This window comes from Tolypothrix sp. PCC 7712, assembly GCF_025860405.1.
GTDB lineage: Bacteria > Cyanobacteriota > Cyanobacteriia > Cyanobacteriales > Nostocaceae > Aulosira > Aulosira diplosiphon.
The window spans coordinates 677,247-698,975 of sequence record NZ_CP063785.1 but is presented as its reverse complement, the minus strand read 5'-3'; the positions used below and the strand labels follow the sequence as shown (position 1 = coordinate 698,975).

18 protein-coding genes are annotated in these 21,729 nt (G+C 41.6%); 8 read left to right on the top strand and 10 right to left on the bottom strand.

Features of this window, described 5'->3' with window-relative positions; all coding sequences use genetic code 11:
* Positions 1-215: 215 nt before the first annotated feature.
* From HGR01_RS02675 to HGR01_RS02665, 3 genes are all read left to right on the top strand, one after another.
* Positions 216-1,994: a DnaJ domain-containing protein gene (locus HGR01_RS02675; RefSeq protein WP_045871910.1), complete on the top strand. Its 1,779-nt coding sequence runs from the start codon at positions 216-218 to the stop codon at positions 1,992-1,994.
* A 366-nt stretch (positions 1,995-2,360) separates the two neighbouring features.
* On the top strand, positions 2,361-3,101 hold the full coding sequence (locus HGR01_RS02670) for a cytochrome c biogenesis protein CcdA (protein WP_045871909.1): 741 nt from the start codon (positions 2,361-2,363) through the stop codon (positions 3,099-3,101).
* 3 nt (positions 3,102-3,104) lie between these two features.
* Entirely contained in the window at positions 3,105-4,502 is a 1,398-nt protein-coding gene (locus HGR01_RS02665; RefSeq protein WP_045871908.1) for a cytochrome c biogenesis protein, read from the top strand.
* A gap of 785 nt (positions 4,503-5,287) precedes the next feature.
* Here HGR01_RS02665 and HGR01_RS02660 read toward each other — a convergent pair.
* From HGR01_RS02660 to recQ, 4 genes are all read right to left on the bottom strand, one after another.
* Entirely contained in the window at positions 5,288-5,740 is a 453-nt protein-coding gene (locus HGR01_RS02660; protein WP_045871907.1) for a YlqD family protein, read from the bottom strand.
* Between the two features lie 39 nt (positions 5,741-5,779).
* Positions 5,780-7,753: an AMP-dependent synthetase/ligase gene (locus tag HGR01_RS02655; RefSeq protein WP_045871906.1), complete on the bottom strand. Its 1,974-nt coding sequence runs from the start codon at positions 7,751-7,753 to the stop codon at positions 5,780-5,782.
* Between the two features lie 1,017 nt (positions 7,754-8,770).
* The gene (locus tag HGR01_RS02650) at positions 8,771-8,980 is read right to left on the bottom strand and encodes a hypothetical protein (RefSeq protein WP_210403111.1); all 210 of its coding nucleotides are present in this window, start codon (positions 8,978-8,980) and stop codon (positions 8,771-8,773) included.
* A 502-nt stretch (positions 8,981-9,482) separates the two neighbouring features.
* Positions 9,483-11,645 (bottom strand): DNA helicase RecQ, encoded by a 2,163-nt coding sequence (gene recQ / locus HGR01_RS02645; protein WP_045871904.1) that lies wholly within the window; start codon positions 11,643-11,645, stop codon positions 9,483-9,485.
* Positions 11,646-11,993: 348 nt separating this feature from the next.
* Here recQ and rtcA point away from each other — a divergent pair, with 348 nt between their 5' ends.
* Positions 11,994-13,043 (top strand): RNA 3'-terminal phosphate cyclase, encoded by a 1,050-nt coding sequence (rtcA, locus tag HGR01_RS02640; protein WP_045871903.1) that lies wholly within the window; start codon positions 11,994-11,996, stop codon positions 13,041-13,043.
* A gap of 288 nt (positions 13,044-13,331) precedes the next feature.
* Here the strand turns inward: rtcA and HGR01_RS02635 are convergent, their stop codons facing one another.
* The gene (locus HGR01_RS02635) at positions 13,332-13,703 is read right to left on the bottom strand and encodes a zinc ribbon domain-containing protein (protein ID WP_045871902.1); all 372 of its coding nucleotides are present in this window, start codon (positions 13,701-13,703) and stop codon (positions 13,332-13,334) included.
* Positions 13,704-14,028: 325 nt separating this feature from the next.
* Between HGR01_RS02635 and HGR01_RS02630 the strand changes: the two genes are divergently transcribed.
* The gene (locus HGR01_RS02630; protein ID WP_045871901.1) at positions 14,029-14,352 is read left to right on the top strand and encodes a hypothetical protein; all 324 of its coding nucleotides are present in this window, start codon (positions 14,029-14,031) and stop codon (positions 14,350-14,352) included.
* Between the two features lie 204 nt (positions 14,353-14,556).
* Here HGR01_RS02630 and HGR01_RS02625 read toward each other — a convergent pair whose 3' ends face one another.
* Positions 14,557-14,982, bottom strand: coding sequence for a hypothetical protein (locus tag HGR01_RS02625; protein WP_052335281.1), 426 nt, complete (start codon positions 14,980-14,982; stop codon positions 14,557-14,559).
* A 213-nt stretch (positions 14,983-15,195) separates the two neighbouring features.
* Between HGR01_RS02625 and HGR01_RS02620 the strand changes: the two genes are divergently transcribed.
* Positions 15,196-15,558, top strand: a complete 363-nt coding sequence (locus tag HGR01_RS02620; protein WP_045871900.1) for a hypothetical protein — start codon at positions 15,196-15,198, stop codon at positions 15,556-15,558.
* A gap of 308 nt (positions 15,559-15,866) precedes the next feature.
* Entirely contained in the window at positions 15,867-16,247 is a 381-nt protein-coding gene (locus tag HGR01_RS02615; RefSeq protein WP_194007720.1) for an endonuclease domain-containing protein, read from the top strand.
* A 250-nt stretch (positions 16,248-16,497) separates the two neighbouring features.
* Here HGR01_RS02615 and HGR01_RS02610 read toward each other — a convergent pair whose 3' ends face one another.
* The 4 genes from HGR01_RS02610 to HGR01_RS02595 form a co-directional block, all read right to left on the bottom strand.
* Complete coding sequence (locus HGR01_RS02610) at positions 16,498-16,788, bottom strand: hypothetical protein (protein WP_045871899.1); 291 nt, start codon at positions 16,786-16,788, stop codon at positions 16,498-16,500.
* Between the two features lie 46 nt (positions 16,789-16,834).
* Entirely contained in the window at positions 16,835-19,915 is a 3,081-nt protein-coding gene (locus HGR01_RS02605; protein WP_045871898.1) for a tetratricopeptide repeat protein, read from the bottom strand.
* A gap of 41 nt (positions 19,916-19,956) precedes the next feature.
* Positions 19,957-20,388, bottom strand: coding sequence for a hypothetical protein (locus HGR01_RS02600; protein WP_045871897.1), 432 nt, complete (start codon positions 20,386-20,388; stop codon positions 19,957-19,959).
* A gap of 107 nt (positions 20,389-20,495) precedes the next feature.
* Positions 20,496-20,702: a hypothetical protein gene (locus HGR01_RS02595; RefSeq protein ID WP_045871896.1), complete on the bottom strand. Its 207-nt coding sequence runs from the start codon at positions 20,700-20,702 to the stop codon at positions 20,496-20,498.
* Between the two features lie 404 nt (positions 20,703-21,106).
* Between HGR01_RS02595 and HGR01_RS02590 the strand changes: the two genes are divergently transcribed.
* Positions 21,107-21,616, top strand: coding sequence for a hypothetical protein (locus tag HGR01_RS02590; RefSeq protein ID WP_045871895.1), 510 nt, complete (start codon positions 21,107-21,109; stop codon positions 21,614-21,616).
* The last annotated feature ends 113 nt before the right edge of the window (positions 21,617-21,729 follow it).

Here is a 21,729-nt window from a genome sequence, read left to right as displayed (position 1 = left end):
AATTCAAAATTCACCCATTACAATACCCATACTTAAGTTTTGTGCCTGGTGTTAATCTATGTGATGCATAAGTAGATTTAGGGGCTTGCATCCTTTTTTTGGCGATAGAAACTGAGCATTAAAGAAGATAGAGAAACTTTTAAGTATTTTTTCCATTCTCAACTGTTTTTTATCTGGAGCATCGTTGATGAAGAGATTCTCCAAATAAATTGAAAGTGACTCAAAATTCTCAAACAGGTGCAGCATTTATTGCTGGAGGCGGCATAACAGGCGCTGGCGTTTCCGCAACAGTTGGCGGGATGGGGTTAGCTGGAGGATTTGGCGCTGTGGGACTTGGCACAGTTCCAGTAGTTGGGATTGGTGCTGTAGGTGGTGCAGCTGCTTATGGGGCGTTTAGTGCGATCGCCCAAGGAGATGCAGCAGCTTTTGCTGCAATGGGAATTGGCGCAGTTGGCGGTGCTGGATTTTCTAGCGTTGTGGGTGGTATGGGATTAGTTGCGCCAAAAATAGGGCTGGCGGTTGGTATTGGTACAGTACCAATGGTAGGGGTTGGTGCAGTAGTGGGACTTGCCGCTTATGGGATTGCCAAGCTGTTAGATGAATCGGAAACTAAGGAAACTCCTGCACAAGTTTTTGAGCGCATGGAAGAGAAAGTCCTAGCAATGGATTATTATGCCGCAGCTGTGATGGAGTTAGAGGCATTTTTATCTGGTGAGGATCTCAACCCCAAATTTGCGGCTTTAGAAATTGAAGATGAATTGGAACAATTGAAGGCTGAATTAAAAGAAAAAAATCAAACTAATCCTGAACCTTCTCCTACCAATATTGAAACAAAAATAATTCCTGCATCAGCTGCAACAACAGAAACTTGGAAATGTATACGCACACTCAAGGGACACTCAGCAGCAGTAAATGCGATCGCAATCAGTCCAGATAGTCATCTCCTGTCTACTGGCAGTAATGACGCACAAGTTCATCTATGGGATTTACGCAGCGGAAAATGGCTTTATACTTTCTCCGGACAAGCAGAAGCTGTTTTATCTGTGGCTATTAGTCCTGATGGGCAGAAAGTTGTCAGTGGTAGTGTAGATCGTAAAATTAGCAGTTGGCAGATAGATACAAGAAAATTCTTGCGTACATTCTTTTATTTAAACTCTCCCTACAGCCATAACGGTTTTATTCACTCAGTTGCTTTTAGCCCTGATGGGAAATACATTGTGAGTGGTAGTAATGATAAAACTATCAGAATTTGGGGAGGTTATACAGGAACAATTAAATGTACTTTAAATGGGCATTTAGATACAGTTTTAGGCGTTATTTTTAGCCCAGATAGCAAAACGATTGTGAGTGGAAGTGCGGATAAAACTATTAGACTTTGGGATGTCAATACTAGAAAACAGCGCTCTATTTTATCTGCACATTTAGCAGCAGTTAACACGGTTGTTATTAATTCTGATGGTCAAACTTTAATTAGTGGCAGTACAGACACCACAATTAAACTTTGGAATCTCAATACTGGTGAATTACTCCACACCCTCACCGGACACTCAACGGCGGTTTTATCTATTAGTCTCAGCAGTGATGGTAAAACTTTAGCTAGTAGCAGCAGTGATGGTGTCATTAACATTTGGCATCTGCCTACAGGAGAAATCATACAAACTTTTTATGGTCGTAGTCCTGTAGCTTTTAGTCCTGATGGCAAAACCCTGATTAGTGGTGGTAATAATGCTACAGTCCAGATTTGGCAAACAACTCAAAGCTTTGAGAAATTCACAATCGAAAATATAGATTCTGAGTTATGGTGGGAAGTTTTGAGTGTAGATCGGGACGCTCATCCTAATGAAGTGAAGCTTGCTTACCGTCGATTAGCAAGATTTTACCATCCTGATCTTAACGCTTCTGAGAATGCTAAAGCTTCAATGCAAGCAATAAATCTGGCTTATCAAAAGTTTCTGGAGCAATGGAATAGTAACATCCAGAGTAGATTTTATTAATGGCAGCTACCAACTTATACAGAGTAAGTGCATTTATCGTAGGTATCGTATTTCTCTACCGTCTTCCTCTGAGAGATTATTTATAAAGTAAACATAGAATTACTGTAGTAGCGTGGCAAGGCTAAAATGTGGCAATATAATTTTCTTGTGGGGTGGACATCTTGTCCGCCCAGGACGGGCAAGATGCCTATCCCACAAGAGTTTGAATAATGCACCATTTTAGTCTAGACACGCCACTACCTGAACTTTAAACATCAAAATATGAGTTCTATAATATTGCGATCGCCTTCCCTGATTCCTTCTACCCAAAGTCCCAAACTAAGCTAAAATTCAAGCATAGTAAGCATTTCCCGGTCATAATGCCCCATGCTTGAGACTTTGCAAATCCAACTTTACAAACTAGAACAATTTGCCAATGCCCTAGTCTCTAATCAGCTGGGACACCTCAGTGTGGTGAGTATTGGCGTTATTTTCGCGGCTGGTTTGTTAACCAGCCTCACGCCTTGTATGCTTTCTATGCTGCCAATTACCATTGGCTATATCGGCGGTTATGAAGCTAAAAGCCGTCTACAAGCCGCCGCCCAATCCACTTGGTTTGCCTTGGGATTAGCCACCACATTAGCTGGGATGGGGATAGTAGCGGCTTTTGTGGGCAAGGTTTACGGTCAAGTGGGCATCGGTTTGCCGATAATTGTCAGTATTATCGCCATTCTCATGGGGCTGAACTTGCTGGAAGCACTACCGCTGCAATTTCCCTCTTTAGGTGAAACAAATTGGATTTCCCAAGATTTACCCCCAGGAGTGCGTTCCTACTTGATAGGTTTAACCTTCGGTTTAGTTGCGTCACCTTGTAGTACCCCAGTGTTGGCCAGCTTGCTGGGTTGGGTGGCGAATACACAAGACTTAATTTTAGGTGCGGTGTTGCTAATTGCTTACACAGCCGGTTATGTCGCACCATTAATTTTGGCAGGTACATTTACAGCAGCAATTAAAAGGCTGCTGGAATTACGCCGTTGGTCTGGTTGGATTAACCCTGTTAGCGGTGTGCTGTTAGTTGGGTTTGGTGTATTTTCCTTAATTTCGCGGATTCCGTTTGGAAGTTTTTAAGCAATGACAACAGACAATTCCACGACCACAGAATTAAGTTGGTGGTCAATTCCTGGGCGCTTTTTGCGGCGAGAGTTTTTACCTGTACTGACAGATTTACGATTAGCGATCGCACTTTTACTGCTGATCGCCCTATTTAGTATTAGCGGTACTGTCATCGAACAAGGTCAGACACCCGGATTCTACCAAGCTAATTACCCAGAACACCCTGCTTTATTTGGTTTCCTCAGTTGGAAAGTAATTCAAGTAGTGGGATTAGACCATGTATATCGTACTTGGTGGTTTCTCAGCTTATTAGTTTTATTTGGGACTAGTTTGACAGCTTGTACTTTTACGCGCCAACTTCCCGCCTTAAAAGCTGCTCAAAGGTGGAAATATTATGATGAACCGCGACAATTTCAAAAATTAGCTTTGAGTGCGGAACTAGATACAGGTTCCTTAAATAGCCTCATCCCCATATTACAAAAACAGCGTTATAAAATTTTTCAAGAAAAAGACGATATTCTTTATGCCCGTAAAGGAATAGTGGGACGCATTGGGCCGATTATTGTGCATATCGGCATCGTCACTATTTTATTAGGGGGAATTTGGGGGGCAATGACTGGGTTTATGGCTCAAGAAATGGTTGCTAGCGGCGATACATTTCAGGTAAAAAATATTGTAGATGCTGGGCCTTTGGCATTAGCTCAAGTTCCTAAAGATTGGTCTGTTAGAGTTAATCGATTTTGGATTGACTACACCCCCACAGGTGGAATTGATCAGTTTTATTCAGATATGTCTGTGTTAAATCAGCAAGGGCAAGAAGTTGACCACAAAAAGATTTTTGTCAACGAACCTTTGCGTTATCATGGTGTGACTTTTTATCAAACAGATTGGGGACTGGCGGGGGTTCGCATTCAATTTAATAACAGCCCCATTTTTCAACTGCCAATGGCACAACTAGATACTAATGGTGCAGGGCGAATTTGGGGTACTTGGATTCCCACAAAACCAGATTTAAGCGAAGGTGTTTCGTTAATTGCCAAAGACTTACAAGGGATGGTGTTAATTTATGATGCCACTGGTAAATTAATTGATACCGTCCGTGCGGGAATGTCTACCCAAGTAAATGGCGTAACCCTGAAAATTTTAGAAGTCATCGGTAGTACTGGCTTACAAATCAAAGCCGATCCGGGTATTCCCATTGTGTACACCGGCTTTGCCTTACTGATGCTGGGTGTCGTGATGAGTTACTTTTCCCACTCCCAAATTTGGGCATTGCAAAAAGGCGATCGCTTGTTTGTTGGTGGTAAAACTAATCGCGCCCAAGTTGCTTTTGAACAGCAAGTTTTGGAAATTTTAGATAGCTTGAGTAATCATGCACATGATGAGCAAATAATCACTCAACCCCGCCCAAGTTAATCTGAATTACATGGTTAAGGATAAGGCAAATACGGTTCTGATAAAACAAATCAATTGACGTTTGAATCCTGTAGAGACGCGATTAATCGCGTCTCTACAAGCCCAAAATATGACGAAAAAATTTTTAACCGAACCTTGTTAAGGGCACGGCACCAGTAAGATAATTGAATGTACCAAAATATTGTAGATGCCGTGCCCCTACGTAGAATTTATCTGTTGCGAACATTATTTAAGGCTTGCCATGCCACTACTGGCATGGTAAGACTAAAATAGTCCATGAAAAAAAACTCTTGTGGGATGGGCATCTTGCCCGTCCGGGGCGGACAAGATGTCCACCCCACAAGAAAAATTATTGCAACATTTTAGTCTTGCCACGCCAGTAGGATGCGTTAGCGTCAGCGTAACGCATCTCTTGTAACTTCTCTCCGCGCGCGGGGAGGTGACGTTTTGGCTTTAGACAAAACTGGGGTGGGGTAACGCGGATCTTGATGGTAGGCAAAGGAATTCAAAATCGAGTTTTGGCAAGGGTTTCACGTTAAGTTGACACAGGTGTGCCTTGCCCCTACCCGTGTATCACATTCCTTTTCAAATTCCTATTACCAATTACCAATTACCAATTCCATTAAAAAACCCACGTCCTTGCGTTTACCAATTGAATGCAAGTGCGTGGGGTGAAATACAGCTAGTAAATCATGTCAGTAGATGCTGGGATTTGAGCCATTCGTCATGAGTTATGCAGTAATTAGCAGGAGAACATTAACAAATGACAAATGGCAAACAAATTTCTAAATATCTCCTCGAATTTCTTCGACAATGCCATCGCGGATAACGATTTCAACTTGGGTTTTGCTGATTAAGTTATCGCCTGGTTCGATGCGGAAAAAGCCTTCCATTTGGAATTGGTTGACTTCTTGATCTAATTCCAAATACTGGACTTGCTGGAGATTTTGCAGGAATTGGTTTTTCTGTTCTAGCAGTTCGCTTTTCTTTTGGTTGACTTGCAGTTGAATATTGTCAATCTGTTGCAGAGTTTGGGGGCCTGGGGGTTGCAAACTTTGCTTTTGAATGGCGGTAATCGCTCTTTGTCCTTCAACGTCTAGTTGTTGCAATTGCTGATCGGTTTGGTTGATTTGCGCTTGCAATTGCTGTTGTACTTCCTCTTTCCACAGAGGGGTGACAATGACTTTGACATTCACGATCCGTTTCAAAAGCAATTGTTGGGATTTGGAAGCATCCATAAAGTTTCACGTTCACTCTATATTTTGTAAGTGGAATTATCAAGCAAACATGGCGTTCACAATATCGCGATAGCGTTCGCTGACGACATGTCGCCGGATTTTTAGTGTTTGTGTCATTAAACCATTTTCAATAGAAAACGGCTCTGGAATGAGCTTAAATGGGCCGATGCGGTCATCTGCTCTATAGCCTGGACGATTTTGCACTTCCCGATTCAATTCTTTCCGAAATAATTCCTGGATTATTTTACTCTCCAGGTCTATTTTTTGACTGGCTGAGGCGGTAACATCTTCATTTGGTTTACTCAAATCGATATTTTGAGTTTCTGCCCATTTTACTAATGCTTCCAAATTGGGGACAATCAATGCACCAAGGCTACGCTGATCTTGACCAACTAGCATAATCTGATCGATGTAGGGCGATCGCAAACACGCGTCTTCGATTGGTTGCGGCTCGATATTTTCCCCATTAGTTAAGACAATCGTATCTTTTGCCCTACCAGTCAGTACTAAGTCATTTTGTGGTGTTAACCAACCCAAATCGCCGCTATCAAACCAACCGTCAGCGTCGATGGCTTTCGCTGTTGCTTCGGGATTTTGGTAATAGCCTTGCATAATTTGCGGCCCCTTCAATAACACCAAGCCTCGCTCACCTATTGGTAAAGGTTTGCGAGTCTCTGGATCTACAATTTTAGTTTCTGTTGCGGGTAATGTCTGACCGGATGAACCACGGACATTATGCCAAGGGCGACGCACATTAGTTACAGGAGATGTTTCGGTTAAGCCATAGCCTTGCAAAATTTCGACACCAATAATTTCAAAAAACATATCGATGTGCTTGGGAAGTGCGCCACCACCGCTAATGACTTGCTTGATTCGCCCTCCTGTTGCCTCCCGGACTTTAGCATAAACTAGCCGCTCTCCCAAGGCATGGAGGGGAAATAAAGCCGCAGCTTGGATTTTCGCCGTTAATTTCTCTACTGCTGAGGATTCTAAATGCTCTAAACTGACTCCTTCAGCAATGCGCTTGGCTTTAATATAGCGATCGCTCTTTTCAAAGAAAAAGTTGATCAGGCGTTGCTTATTAGCTGGTTGTTCGCGAAACTGTTTTTGCGCTCCTTCATAAATTGATTCCCAGAGGCGCGGTACAGCCACCATAAAATGGGGTTTGCGGTTTTTTAAATCGTTTTTGACAGCACGCAAGTTGGTATAAATTTGAGTACAACCCTGAGAAAGTAAGAAATACTCTACGGTTCTTTCATAGCTATGCCAACTCGGAAGAATACTCAAGGCAATATCACCGACGTTAGGCTGTACTACGGTACCCATAGTTGTGATTTGATGAATTAAATTGCTATGAGCCAGCATCACACCCTTGGGTTTGCCTGTAGTACCGGAAGTATAAATGAGTGTGGCTAAATTGTCTTGATTGTACTCAACTGGTTGCCAAGCATTGTTAGCGCCAATTTCTAGCAATTGCGAAAAATTGAGGATTTTCAGGCTATCTTCTGGCGGTGTTTCATCGGAAAGCAAAATCACAAATTGCACGGGTAAATCGTTGATGCGATCGCGCAATTTTTGCAGTGTCTTTAAATCTTCTAGTACTAGCCCTGTACTGCCGCTATTAGCAATAATAAACAGTAATTCTTCCTTTTCGGCTTGAGAACTCCGCACCGCATCCACAGCGCCAGCCGTCATAATTCCTTGATCGGCTACAAACCACCTGGGACTATTATCGGCAATTAACGACAGGCGATCGCCTGCTTTGACTCCTAACACCTGTAACCCAGCCGCAAATTTTTGAATTAGCTCTGCTAACTGCTTGTAAGTAATCACCACCTCTGGTTTAGCATGGGGATTGTGCAACGCCACTGTATCCCCAAATGACTTGGCTGCTAAGGGCCAAATTTCTGGGATTGCATTGATATGGGTGTAATCTTTTAACCGCTTTAATGCTAAACGTTCTTGTTCACTAATATTAGATAAGTAAATCGCCGCAGATTGAGTTTTTGACATCACACTATTACCTAGATACTAAATTTGCTGTTTTTGGAGATGATTTTGCTATTGTGTCGCAATAAATGTCTTTAATATACACAATGCTTTCCGCATCTATATTTTCGGAAAGTTCTGGCTTCCATTTACAAATATTTATGGTAGAATTCACTTATATAGACTTAAAGCAATGGCTGTCATGACAATTAATGTAATGACATCAACATTTGCTGACAGTAGATCAAAGCGACCACCTATTTACACAGGGGGGTGATTACCTATAGTTGTACAGGATGCTGCATTACTGACAATCATCAGTACTATTGCTTGCTTGGCATTTCCTAGGCTGCTATCTACTATTCTCTCACTTAAAACCGAACCGACTGAATCATCAACCAGTTCCCAAGCAAGTAGAGTCCCAATAACGACCTTTCCTTATTGTACGGTTCACCCATTGACAGGCAGCCAATTTTGTAGATTCCGTCCTCGTTTTTGCGATCGCTGTACTCCAAATTAATGATAATTTCCGCTTCTTTAGTTGGATCTGTTAATTAGGAGAACAACCCACCGGTGCATTCATACCATGTTGAGTTCGATTGCCATCCTATTTGAATTGTGAAATCTCTCGTAGCCTCATCAATAGTTTTTCACAAATAATTTGGGACTGCTATATTTGGGAATTTTTTCAGCATTAAATAGCTGACTACGTAATCTTCAAAATTTTTGGAGATAGGGATACAAACTCTCGATTGTTTGTGGGAAATATTTATGAGGTTCAGACGAGCAGTGTAGAATTAGTACGCTGTTTCCGTCTTAGCTTTATTCTGCTGCGAGGAAGTTGACAATTCAAATAGGATATTTTCACATACATGAAAACATCAGCATCAGCGCATCACCAACCAATAATTTTTTCTATGGTTGGCAAAGGAAATCAATATATTTAACTTGCTTATATAAAATACAAGTAATTTCAAATGCTAGGTGTATTTGCAAATACAAATTTTACTGCTAAGTTAAGAAATAGAATCAAAAAAATCTTTATTTTACGGGGGGATAATCTATGAGTATGATAGATGTACTACTATTAACTCTGGTGAGTACTGTTATTTGTTTGTCTTTCCCTAAGCTGCTATCGATAATTTTGGCACCCAAAACCAAAGAGGCGCAACCTGCTGTGGTTCCTATGGAAGTACCAGAACCTAGTTCAGAAGTACCCAGCTTTTCTTCATGAAATCTGGTAATACTCACCAAAATTGCCATTAATTCCAGCGCATCATTTTGATTGCAGCACGATTTACAAAAAGTCAACAGACACTAGGAAAACTCCCCTTGTCATTGCCTACATTTTTGTCAAGGTTCCAGTATCAAAACAACCTGTCATCTCACTACAAAATCTAACTTACGATAGGTATGGGAATTTATTCCCAAGTGAGTAGACGGCAAAGCAAAAATTAAGCTAAATCCAATATATTTTGTATATCTACAATATCTAAGATGTTGTGGCTCAGGTATTCTGCGCGCCTGAATTATGCAATTTAAATTGGGAATAGCTGATACCAAATAAAATAATGTTTGCGACACATCAATATATAATCTAGAGGGCAAGGCAGTGCCTTGCCCCTACAATCTGTCGCATTCTTTTTTTAAATTGGTATGAAAATTGTAGGTAGTGGCAAGCTTTTAAAATCACAAATTCATAATACCTTTTCATAAACAGGGCAATTACCCAATCCCCAATCCCCAATCCCCATTACTTCCTTTTCTCCCTGCGCCATCTTCCCCGCACTAGGCGAATTTCATCATACGTATAATTCTCGCCCAGCTGTTCGCGAATGGGGGTGAGAGAAATATCACCCAGCACTTCTAACACTTGCCAAATCTTTTTTTGCTTTTCTAAAGGCACTAATTGATTTAAGTCTACAGGCTGATTATTTTCAACTAAATCTACTAGGTGTCCTACAACTGTACTAGAACGAAGATTTCTTTGCTCGGCAATTTTAGCAACAGTTAAACCGCGTTGATGCAATTGTAATGTTAATAATTCTGTAGTTGAAGGTAAGCGAAAACCAAAAGCGGGTTTTTCATTCACCACTACATCGATGACACCTTGTTCTTGACGATAGGCGCGAATTTCTGCCAGGAATTTATCACCATATTGGGCGAGTTTATGACTACCAACACCAGAAAGTTTGGCAAATTCGCTGAGGGTTGTAGGTTGCACCTGAGCCATTAATTTCAAGGTAGAATCTTGAAAAACAACGTAGGGTGGTACAGATTGTTCATCAGCTAGTTGTTTCCGCAGCGATCGCAATCTCTGCATGAGTAATTCTACTTCAACTGCTTTCTCGCTGGTTTCTTCCCAAGTCACTTTTTGCACTGCTGACACAGCTAAACTGACGGTACGTTGTCGCCGCATCACCTCCCAACTCAAGGCGTTCAGCTTCAAAACCGAGTAACCATCGGTGGTTTGTTCCAGTAAACCTTGGTGCAAAAGCGATCGCCCCAGCATTCGCCATTCATCCACAGTTCTATCTTTGCCGATACCGTAGGTAGATAGCTTGTCATGTTCGTTTTGCAGAATTTTCTGGCTTTTTCCACCCCGCAGCACATCAATAATATGCAGCATCCCAAATCTTTCTTTACAACGCGCCACACAAGATAAGAACTTCATCGCTTCAATCGTCCAATCTTGCATCGGTTTGGGATAACGGCAATTATCACAGTTACCGCAATTACCCGCAAAGCGTTCGCCAAAATAACCTAGTTGAATTGTGCGTCTGCAATCTGTACCTTCGGCATAGTCGATCATTTGCCGCAATTGTTGTTTGGCAATCAACTGTTCTTGCGGATCGGTTTTTTGATTAATACTCCATTCAATAGTTTTAATATCACCATAATTAAAGAACAGCGTACAGCGTGAAGGTTCGCCATCCCTACCCGCCCTCCCGGATTCTTGATAGTAACTTTCTATATTGCGGGGTAAATCAAAGTGAACCACCAAGCGCACATCCGGCTTATTAATTCCCATCCCAAAAGCAATAGTGGCGACAATTACCCGCACATCATCCCGAATAAACCGCGTTTGATTTTTGGTGCGTTCGTCGTCAGTTAATCCCGCATGATAAGGTATGGCAGAAATTTTATCGTTTTGCAATTTAAAAGTTAATTCATCAACTTTTTTACGAGTCAAACAATAAATAATTACCGAACCTTGGGTATCCCGAATTAATTCTAATAATTCCGCGTAAGCATATTTAGATTTAGAACGGATTTCATAATAAAGATTTTGGCGGTTAAAACTGGCAATGTGAATACTCGGTTGCTTTAACCCTAGTTGTTGGATAATATCACTGCGGACGCGATCGGTAGCTGTAGCAGTCAGGGCGACAGCAGGAATATTAGGGTAACGTTGGCGTAGCGATCGCAATTGCCGATATTCTGGACGGAAATCATGTCCCCATTCCGAGACACAGTGCGCCTCATCAATTGCAAAAGTAGAAATCCCAATTTGGTGATTAACTAAATCCAGAAACGGCAGAAATCTTTCACTCAACAGCCGTTCTGGTGCAACGTAAAGTAATTTTACCTTACCACTGAGGATTGCTTCCTCCCGCGATCGCACCTTATAAGCATTCAAACTACTATTCAGGAACGTAGCGCTAATATTATTATTCCGTAACGCCTCCACCTGGTCTTGCATCAAAGCGATCAAAGGAGACACCACCACCGTCAAACCCTTCTTTAACAGCGCTGGTAACTGAAAGCACAAAGATTTTCCCCCACCCGTAGGCATCACCACCATTAAATCCCGATTTTGCAGCGCATCCTCGATAATTTGCCGTTGTCCCGGACGAAATCGGTCATAACCGAAGTGATATTTTAGCGCTTGTTCGAGATTCGGATACTGAAGCATAGCGATCGCTTTTTCTGGTGCTTTCTGCGTGAGTAGTTACGAGGATAACAGGATTTTAGCAATCTCCTGGGATGTGTGGGGAATGGGGAATGGGGAACGGGGAGTGGGGAATGGGGAACTCGGGGCCCCCTCTGGGGATAAGGGGTAATGGGGACTGGGAGATGAGGGAGATGAGGGAGATGAGGGAGATAAGGAAGAATAAAAGACAAACACCAATTACCAAATGACAAATGACCAATGACCAATGACAAATGAGCCATATTGCACTTATATGAAAACAGCTATAAACTTTGTAATCTGATTACTCAACCGTAGAGATAATCCAAAGTTCAATATCTCAAATTTCCCATGATTGACATTGACGGTTCCTACGGAGAAGGAGGTGGACAGGTTCTTCGCACTTCCTTGAGTTTAGCGGCTATCACTGGTGAATCTATCCGCATTGCAGGTATTCGTGCTAAACGTAGAAGACCAGGATTAGCAGCACAACATTTAACAGCAGTTCGTGCTGCGGCTAGAATTTGTGATGCCAAAATGCATGGTGATACTTTGGGTTCCATGATGTTGGAATTTATTCCTGGTAGTTCTGTAAAACCGGGACAATATACCTTTGATGTCACCGACGCACAGCAAGGCGGATCGGCTGGGGCGATGACTTTGGTATTACAGACTGTTCTTTTACCTTTGGCTTTAGCTTCTGCGGAATCCCAAGTAATTTTAAAAGGTGGGACTCATGTACCCTTTAGCCCCACCATGACCTATATTGAGCAAGTATATTTGCCGATGCTGCGCCGCATGGGAGTTAAGGCGACAGCTAAGTTACGCGCTTGGGGATGGTATCCCCAAGGTGGCGGCGAAATGCATATTAAAGTGAATGGTAGTGGCAAAATTAACGGTATTACTTTGCTGGAGAGAGGTAACTTACAGCAAGTCAGAGGATTAGCAGTAGTCACAGAATTAGCCTCGCATATTTCTCAACGCATGGCGAATCGCGCCCAAAATTTATTACATCAAGCTGGTTTAAATACAGCTATTCAAGCCTTGCGAGAAAAAGGAATTGCACCGGGGGCGGGAGTTTTTTTAACTGCTGAGTATAAACACAGCTTAACCGGATTTGGTGGCTTTGGGCGGTTACGTTTACCAGCCGAGAAAGTTGCAGATATTGCTTGTCGCCAATTGTTAGAATTTCATCACACAGGCGCACCAGTCGATGAACATTTAGGTGATCAATTATTATTACCAGCTACCTTAGCCTTAGAAGAAAGCCAATATGGGGTATCCAACATTAGTACCCACTTAACCACAAATGCGGCGATTATTGAAAAATTTGGACTAGCGCGGATTACAGTAGATGAAGCCAAAAAGATAGTCGCGATCGCACCTCATACAAAACATTAGACTTATTGCATACAGCACTTTTGAAGTAATTGAGGTACATCATGAGTAATGAGTAATGAGTAATGAGTAATGAGTAGGAAATTTACTTATTACTCACTACTTCTTACTCATTACTTTTTTCCATTAGTTGCTGTACCTCATAAACATTGAATCTGCTGTAAGTCGGGAAAAGGGTAAAGGTAAAGAGGGAAAGGTGTTGTATTTTCCCCTTCCCCTTTAACCTTTCCCCTTTTCCCCAAAACCAATTTTGAGTTCAAAACGCTTAACCGAGTATTATTACCACCCCTGCTATCCTGTTGACAACGCCAGCAGTAAACAGATGCATAATAGACCTAATATCAACAGCAAGCCCTGATTACGTTTAATCCAACCTTTGACAGCCACACCAAAACTCTGTTCAGCAAGCTGCTGTTGTGACTCCAACTTACTCTCCTCCAAATTTTGGTAAAGGGTACAATCTTTTGCGTAGGGACGTTTAGGAAAATTGCAAGTATCATCCGCATGATAGGTGCAAGTATCGCACAGATAACCATCACCACTCACACGATGCAACGGAATACCAGGATGTCCGTAAGCCTTGAGAGTTGTCTGACAATAAGGACAAGTAATAGCCTGATGATCAACCAGTTGATGGCAGCGAGGACAAGTTACAGTAGCCACAACCTAACTAAGCGTAAATTATTATGTAAACATTTCGATTTTAGCGACTTCTCACACCAAAAAGTAAAAAGCAAAATAAAACACTTTAAATTTTACCCGTTAATCTTTACCCCAAAACAAATTTTGATTTCAATCTGCGGAGGTTGGTTTGAGGAACGGAACCCAATATTTTTGGGTTAACCAAACATTTCCAAGGTAACTTAACCTAAGTTCAATTTTTTGTTATGTTTCACTGGCTTTAACCCAATCTAAAATTATTGTTTCCTCCGGATTAACTAATAAAAAATGGAAGAATAATTTATATTTATTCAGGCTATTCAAAACTATGGAAATGCCCCAACGCGTATCAATTCGCTACAAAGACGCGTCTTACAACACTAACGAAATTAGGTTAAAAACCTTCAGGTTAGCTTTTCAACTTTGGGAAGAAGAAAGCAAACCCAAAAAAACAGAACTTTATGAATTTATTTCATCTTGCTTAAAACAAATTGACCGCCAAGACCGTTTTATGATTTCCTTTTTATTCCTCGAATTAGCAGACATGATCCGTGATTCTGCTTTAAATAGAGAAATGAAAGAAGTGCTAATTAAAACAGCCTTCAGAGAGTTTTCCTGTGCTGTATCTGATTTTGAATCTAGCTCTAAATAAGAGATTATTTATCAATTAAAAATAAATCTTGTTGTAGGGTGTGTTAGGCGCATATAGCAATTCCCAAGCAAATGAAATACACCCCACCCGCGCTATCGCGCACCTTACCAAGGGGAGGGTTGGGGAGGGGTAATTTCGTACTTCACCAGACTGAGAAACGCTATATGATAAATATTATTTGCCACAAAATAACTAATCTAGCGCCTAACGCACCGCCGCCGAATATGGTACGTTACTTAATAAAATATAGAAAATCCGATTTGATTTCTGAAAAAATCTTAGCGGATGCGTTACGCTATCGCTAACGCATCCTACATGAACTTTGGCAAGCAGGGTAAGCAAACGTAGCATCAATATTGAGTAATTTATTCCTTTATTCTTGACTGAATCAACATCAGGGTTCCCGGAATCAACATCAGGGTTGACGTTTCGGTGTTTCGCGCAGTCGGAATCAACTTCAGGGTTCCCGGAATCAACATCAAGGTTGACATTTCCGTGTTTCGCGCAGTCGGAATCAACTTCAGGGTTCCCGGAATTAACATCAGGGTTAACGTTTCCGTGTTTCGCGTAGTCGGAATCAACTTCAGGGTTGACGTTTCCGTGTTTCGCGTAGTCTGTAGGAACTTTCACCTTGAGGTTAGCAAAAACATACTGGTGTTCTAAAATTTACCAACAGTTTTAAACCCTAGAAATGACATATTTTGAGACTTTCTTAATGATAAATTGCGCTAAATTACGGAAATTTTGAGTTTTTTCAGAAAAATCAACAATTCTACGTATGACAAATTTTTCCCTAATTGTCCACTATAGATTTAGGAAAAATTTGCTAATAGGGTGCAAATAATGACAAGAATGAAACGTAGTTCACGTGTTCTTAGCAAAGCTGAGAAACGTCTAGCTAGCATTGAATCTATCAATTCCAATCTCGATGTAGGAGAAGGATTAACAGTCCAAGGATATATTGAAAAAATCCAAAAACTACGCCAATCTATAAAAGAATATAATCGGACTCTCTCTACTATAGATAATTTATTAACTCAAATTGTAGAGAATGAAAAAGATTTAGCAGACTATTCTGAGAACATTTTGCGTGGTATTGCGTATAAATTTGGCAGCAATAGCCATGAATATCAGATGGCTGGGGGTACTCGAAAAAGCGATCGCAAACGTGTTGTACGTCAAAATGTAGTTGTGCCTACTTCGTAATTCATAATTACGAAAACCGCCATACAAATTGGTGAAAGCCATAAATTGGTAGGGGTACAAAATTATTGTACCCTTACGAATAATTTATGTAAGAGGACTTAGATAGATGGTTTGTGGTTTTCGCAAAAGAGGATTTCTCAAAACTTTTTGGTGTTGTATTTTAGACTTGTAGATCCCCCTAAATCCCCCTTAAAAAGGGGGACTTTGAAGATATTTTCTTGTCCCCCCTTTTTTAAGGGGGGTTAGGGGGGATCGAATTCTATGCAGCCTCATAAAAAATTGGTATATAGATATAAATGCTATAAATTATGGCAAACAATCTGAAAAGTAGCGATTTCCATTTACCGTATAATCCAAAGCTGATAAAAAGAGCAAAGGAACTTCGCAAAAACATGACCATAGCAGAAAAAAAGCTGTGGTATGAGTATTTGAGGAATTTTAAATTTCGGGTTTTAAGGCAACGACCAATTAATAATTTTATAGTTGATTTCTATTGTCCTAATTTACAAATAGTGATTGAAATTGATGGTGATAGCCATTTTACAGATGAAGCTCAAGACTATGACATAGAGAGAACAAGAATTTTAGAAAGCTATGGTTTAAAGATTATTAGGTTTACAAATAATCAAGTTTTAAATCAGTTTGATAGTGTATGTGAGCAGATACAAGATTTAATCACCCCTTTGTAAGGCTACGGTGTATATATAAGTCTTATAACGTAGCACCACAACGTTTTGATCCCCCCTAACCCCCCTTAAAAAAGGGGGGGAAAGAGAGAATCAAAGTCCCACTTTTTAAGAGAGATTTAGGGGGATAAAACCACATTTTGCACTTAGCACGAAGAGGTCTATACACCCTACCCTTAAAACATGGGAAAAGTTCTTAAAGTCCCCCTTTTTAAGGGGGATTTAGGGGGATCTAGATATGTGCAACTTCACATTAAATTGCTATTAACACAGTTTGATTATCGGGATTTTGCACAACATTTCTAGCTACACGATTGAGAAAACTTAAATAATCATCAATTTCTTCGTAGCCATCTAGTTCTTGTTCTTCTTGTGAATTGAGTGAAGAATTTTGCTGTTTGGCTAGTAAAGCTGCAATGCGATTTTGGATAATACTAGAAGCTCTAAATATAGGTATTCCCTCTTGCAACTCAATGCTGATTGCACCTTCTAAAAGTAAGGTAGCAGGTAAATTATGAAGCGTTGGCAGCAGTGGAGTTGTCATAGTAATTCTATGAAATCTTGCAAGTGATTATAGCGTATACCTTATTTTATCGCCGAAACCAACCACGAACCCAACGCCACAACCGCCGCCACCACCCCCAAAACCCACGCCGAGAAACTACAGGCGCTTGTGGTTGCGAAAGACGCTCAATTTTATCATTGCAATCTTGCACATCAGCATCAAGTCCCATTCTCTGATACAGTTCACGCGCATTGCGATAAGCACCCAGCGCGTCTGCTTGTCGATTGACGTTTTTTAATGACACACCTAAATTAAACCAGGCTGTTGCTTCCCCTCGAATATCGCCTATCTCCCGTTTGATATCCATTGACTGCTGGAAGAACTCTATCGCCCGTTGGTACTGTCCTAGGAAACCGTAAGCACTGCCCAAATTCATTAAGGAATTACCTTCGCCGTTGCGATCGCCAATCTCCCGTGTGATATCCAATGACTGCTGGAAGAACTCAATCGCCCGTTGGTACTGTCCTAGGGAACCGTAAGCACTGCCCAAATTACCTAAGGAATTACCTTCGCCATTGCGATCGCCGATCTCCCTTGATATATCCAATGACTGCTGGTGGAACTCAATCGCCCGTTGGTACTGTCCCAGGGAATCGTAAGCATTGCCCAAATTGTTTAAGGAATTACCTTCGCCATTGCGATCGCCAATCTCCCGTTTGATATCCAAAGACTGCTGGTAGAACTCAATCGCCCGTTGGTACTGTCCCAGGGAATCGTAAGCATTGCCCAAATTGTTTAAGGAATTACCTTCGCCATTGCGATCGCCAATCTCCCGTTTGATATCCAAAGACTGCTGGTAGAACTCAATCGCCCGTTGGTACTGTCCTAGGGAACCGTAAGCAATGCCCAAACCGATTAAGGAATTACCTTCGCCATTGCGATCGCCAATTTCCCGAAAGATATCCATTGACTGCTGGTAGAACTCAATCGCCCGTTGGTACTGTCCTAGGGAACCGTAAGCAATGCCCAAACCGATTAAGGAATTACCTTCGCCATTGCGATCGCCTATCTCCCGTGTGATATCCAATGACTGCTGGTGGAACTCAATCGCCCGTGGGTACTGTCCCAGGGACTTGTAAGCATTGCCCAAATTGTTTAAGGATTTACCTTCGCCATTGCGATTGCCAATTTCCCGAAAGATATCCAAAGACTGCTGGTAGAACTCTATCGCCCGTTGGTACTGTCCCAGGGACTTGTAAGCATTGCCCAAATTGTTTAAAGAACTACCTTCGCCATTGCGTTGGCGAAGCCTCTCCTCTGGAGAATCGCCAATCTCCCGTTTGATATCCAAAGACTGCTGGTAGAACTCAATCGCCCGTTGGTACTGTCCCAGGGAATTGTAAGCATTGCCCAAATTGTTTAAGGAAGCACCTTCACCATTGCGTTGGCGAAGCCTCTCCTCTGGAGAATCGCCAATCTCCCGTGTGATATCCAATGACTGCTGGAAGAACTCAATCGCCCGTTGGTACTGTCCCAGGGAATAGTAAGCATTGCCCAAACCGATTAAGGAATTACCTTCACCATTGCGTTGGCGAAGCCTCTCCTCTGGAGAATCGCCAATCTCCCGTGTGATATCCAATGACTGCTGGAAGAACTCAATCGCCCGTTGGTACTGTCCCAGGGAATTGTAAGCATTGCCCAAACCGATTAAGGAATTACCTTCACCATTGCGTTGGCGAAGCCTCTCCTTTGGAGAATCGCCAATTTCCCGTGTGATATCCAAAGACTGCTGGTAGAACTCAATTGCCCGTTGGTACTGTCCCAGGTAGTAGTAAGCTTTGCCTAATGAAGTGAGAGAAGCCTGATAATTCCTATTTTCTCTATCGCCAATTTCTTGCCATTTACTGACCAATTGCTCATATAATTCTACTTTGTCTGCATAATAACCCCGCAAGCTTAAAAATTTATCGCAAAACCAAAGCGCATCAAAGGCAGAGTCATAATCTTGCAATTGATAATAGTGATAAAAGATTTCTAAGTATTCTTTTACATCATCTTTTATTGTCCAAGGCGGTTGTTGAGCAATTGAGCGATAATAATTAATGGCTTGCTGATGCGCCTCTGTCTGATTGCCAGCCTTATACCGCACATACTCCAACACCACAGGCTGAAACTCAAATAGCCGCTTACCATTCAGCTTTTCTATTAACAAAGAACGCTTAACAATATTCCTTAATTCTCCCTCAATCTCTGCTGCTGAATTTCCCGGCAACAACGCCACTGCTGCTGCACTATCAACCGCACCACGATAAACACTAATATTCAGCAATAAAGCCTTTTGTAAATCATTCAACCTTTCAAAACTGGCATCCAATACCAACACCATCCCCACATTTTCCCGGCGATGCACACCTACCACTTGAGAATCTGTCAACAACTGCCGCAAATTGCCTAAACCTAAATTTGCTAATCTGTTTAAATCTGGGTCTTGGGGATATTCTTCTTTTAATAAATCACCTATCAATCGCAACAGCAGAGGATGTCCATCTACTAATTCCACAAACTCGGCTAAATCTCCCCGAATGCCTAAAGCTGTTAACAGTGCTACCCCTTCATCTACTTGCAAACCTTTCAACGGTAGCCACTCAAAGCCTTTTAATTCTGGTCTTTCTCTGGTGGTCACTATTACCTTACTATTACCACCAAATTCCACCCAAGCGTTGAAAAATTCACCGTAAAATAGACTTCCCCATTGTCTATTCGGTTGTAATAAACTCTCTAGGTTGTCAATAATCAGTAAAAATTCACCACTGCGTAAACACATCACCAGCGCGTCTACTAACTGCGCTTCTTCTTCTGGAACCGGAAAGCCAAATTTACGCAGTGCTTTACGGGCTAAATCGCTAAAACTTGCCCCATTACTCACATCACCCCAAAATCGCTGAGGTTCAGGGAAACCTTCATAAATTTTACTTGCCAGCATCGATTTACCCATGCCACCGATGCCTTCTATGCCAATTAAAAAGGTATTGTTATCAGTTAACCATTGCTGTATTTGGGCAATTTCGGCTTTGCGTCCTTGCCAATAAGCCAAACTTTTCTGTGGGTTCCCAGCTTTGAGAACCCCAGGCGATTCTGCTTTGGTACTGCGTTCTATCAACTCCACTATTTCTTGCTGTGCAGTACCATAAACAGCAATATTTGTAATTACTTTGGGCTGTTGATATTCCTGCTTAAGTCATAGGTTGGCTGATTAACATCACCTGCTGTATTTATCTGTATACTGTCGTCGTAAGATTGAGCATTAAGATTAACAAAGCCATCAGCAGAATTATTTTCTTGCCAAATCTTGGCTATTTCCTCAGCCAGTGCTGTATCTGAATCTAAAATCTTCTTGATTTGCACTCGCAAGCTGGCTTGTAAATCTTCATCATCTGGATTTTGCGCTAAATCCGCCGCCGCTTCCTTCGCTGCTTCCTTCGCCTCTACCTTGGGTAGTAACTTAGCCCAAATAGCTTTTGCTTTATTCCATCCATCCTCACCGACTTTCTGCGATGCGCCTTCTATGGCTTTACCACCCACATTCAACAGAAACGGCAGACAAGGCGCGAGAAATTTTACAATTAAAGCTATATCCATACATTTACGCGGTTTAACCACTGTTATTTATACAATGGTATGTTAGCGCATTCCAAAAATGGGTAATTGGTAATTTCTCCTTGTCCCCCAGTCGCCAACCCCCAACCTCAAGATACTGAACGACCTAAATCTTTGAACTTCCATTTCATATATGCCTCAACAGAAGGAAAGTATTGCATGATGCCATCTAACCCTTCTGGCCTTCCTTTGAGGTAAGCTTCCAAATATGCGGAATCTTGAATTTTAGGCAGTAACCCAGCATCGCGATCGCGACATCCTTGTTGATAACGAATTTCCCGGAAGTTATTAAACATACTAATACCCCCATTTATTTATATATGTATCCAACTACTACTTCTACTTTATGCATTCCGCAAGCTAGGAGCAAATACTCTTGTTTTTCAAACTCATAAATACAAGTTATTGTTAATACAGAATTATTCAAGATTTAATTGCAACTTTTTCTTCTTTAGTTTCAACGAAACGCACCTTTTCTCAGGCTTTACGTGCGTTACGGCTAGGCCTCAGGCAGCCTACGTGGTAACGAGATTTTTTGAGAAATCAAATCTGATTCCTAGAAGTAGCAATTATCGCCATTAATCATTACTTTAATTTCATATCCGCTGACAAACTCAGCTTTTCTACCAAATATAAAATTGTTACAACATATAAACACGTAGTATCCTAAATGATTAGTGTTTAAAATAAGTCCAAAGTCATGAGCAAAAACTTCTTAGGATTGCTACTAGGCGGAGTGGCTGTTAGCTTGGGACTTTCCTCTGGGTTAGTTCAAGCACAACAGCAGGTTGCAGATGCTCAAGTTACAGCAATGGTAGAAGCGCTACGAAAAGCAGCGCCCCAAACTGGCAAGCAAAACGATGGACTATATAGTCAATGGCAAGTCAAACCAGACACTCTCAAAGGTTGGGCAAGAACTTGTCTCAAAAAAGAGCTAACACCGACGCAGTTTGAAAACAGTCCGGAGACAGCACGCCAAGTTGTCTCTTGTATTACGCGCCGGGAGTTAAATAACCAATTTCGCGCTACTAACAATAATGAAACTGCCGCAGTTAATGGCGTGGCTTGTTGGTGGATGACTGGGAATTATACAGGCTGTAACAGTGGCTTTACTGCTGCTTATGTCAAAAAAGTGTCTCAGTTTTATCAGCAAGAACGTGCCAAACCATCACCAAATCCAGCACCGCAACCTTCAAAGTCTTCTAATTAGGGGCTTGTGTGTTTAAAGGGGAAGGGTGAAAAGATATACTTTTCACCCTTCCCCTTTTTTTCCCTTAACTAACAAGTATGGGAACTTACTTTAGTGAATTTGCGATCGCAAAC

Bases quoted from the DNA above. Each gene is read 5' to 3' on its own strand.
- HGR01_RS02670 (WP_045871909.1), top strand. From the start codon at position 2,361: ATGCTTGAGACTTTGCAAATCCAACTTTACAAACTAGAACAATTTGCC.
- HGR01_RS02665 (WP_045871908.1), top strand. From the start codon at position 3,105: ATGACAACAGACAATTCCACGACCACAGAATTAAGTTGGTGGTCAATT.
- HGR01_RS02660 (WP_045871907.1), bottom strand. From the start codon at position 5,740: ATGGATGCTTCCAAATCCCAACAATTGCTTTTGAAACGGATCGTGAAT.
- HGR01_RS02655 (WP_045871906.1), bottom strand. From the start codon at position 7,753: ATGTCAAAAACTCAATCTGCGGCGATTTACTTATCTAATATTAGTGAA.
- recQ (WP_045871904.1), bottom strand. From the start codon at position 11,645: ATGCTTCAGTATCCGAATCTCGAACAAGCGCTAAAATATCACTTCGGT.
- rtcA (WP_045871903.1), top strand. From the start codon at position 11,994: ATGATTGACATTGACGGTTCCTACGGAGAAGGAGGTGGACAGGTTCTT.
- HGR01_RS02630 (WP_045871901.1), top strand. From the start codon at position 14,029: ATGGAAATGCCCCAACGCGTATCAATTCGCTACAAAGACGCGTCTTAC.
- HGR01_RS02620 (WP_045871900.1), top strand. From the start codon at position 15,196: ATGACAAGAATGAAACGTAGTTCACGTGTTCTTAGCAAAGCTGAGAAA.
- HGR01_RS02615 (WP_194007720.1), top strand. From the start codon at position 15,867: ATGGCAAACAATCTGAAAAGTAGCGATTTCCATTTACCGTATAATCCA.
- HGR01_RS02610 (WP_045871899.1), bottom strand. From the start codon at position 16,788: ATGACAACTCCACTGCTGCCAACGCTTCATAATTTACCTGCTACCTTA.
- HGR01_RS02600 (WP_045871897.1), bottom strand. From the start codon at position 20,388: ATGGATATAGCTTTAATTGTAAAATTTCTCGCGCCTTGTCTGCCGTTT.
- HGR01_RS02595 (WP_045871896.1), bottom strand. From the start codon at position 20,702: ATGTTTAATAACTTCCGGGAAATTCGTTATCAACAAGGATGTCGCGAT.
- HGR01_RS02590 (WP_045871895.1), top strand. From the start codon at position 21,107: ATGAGCAAAAACTTCTTAGGATTGCTACTAGGCGGAGTGGCTGTTAGC.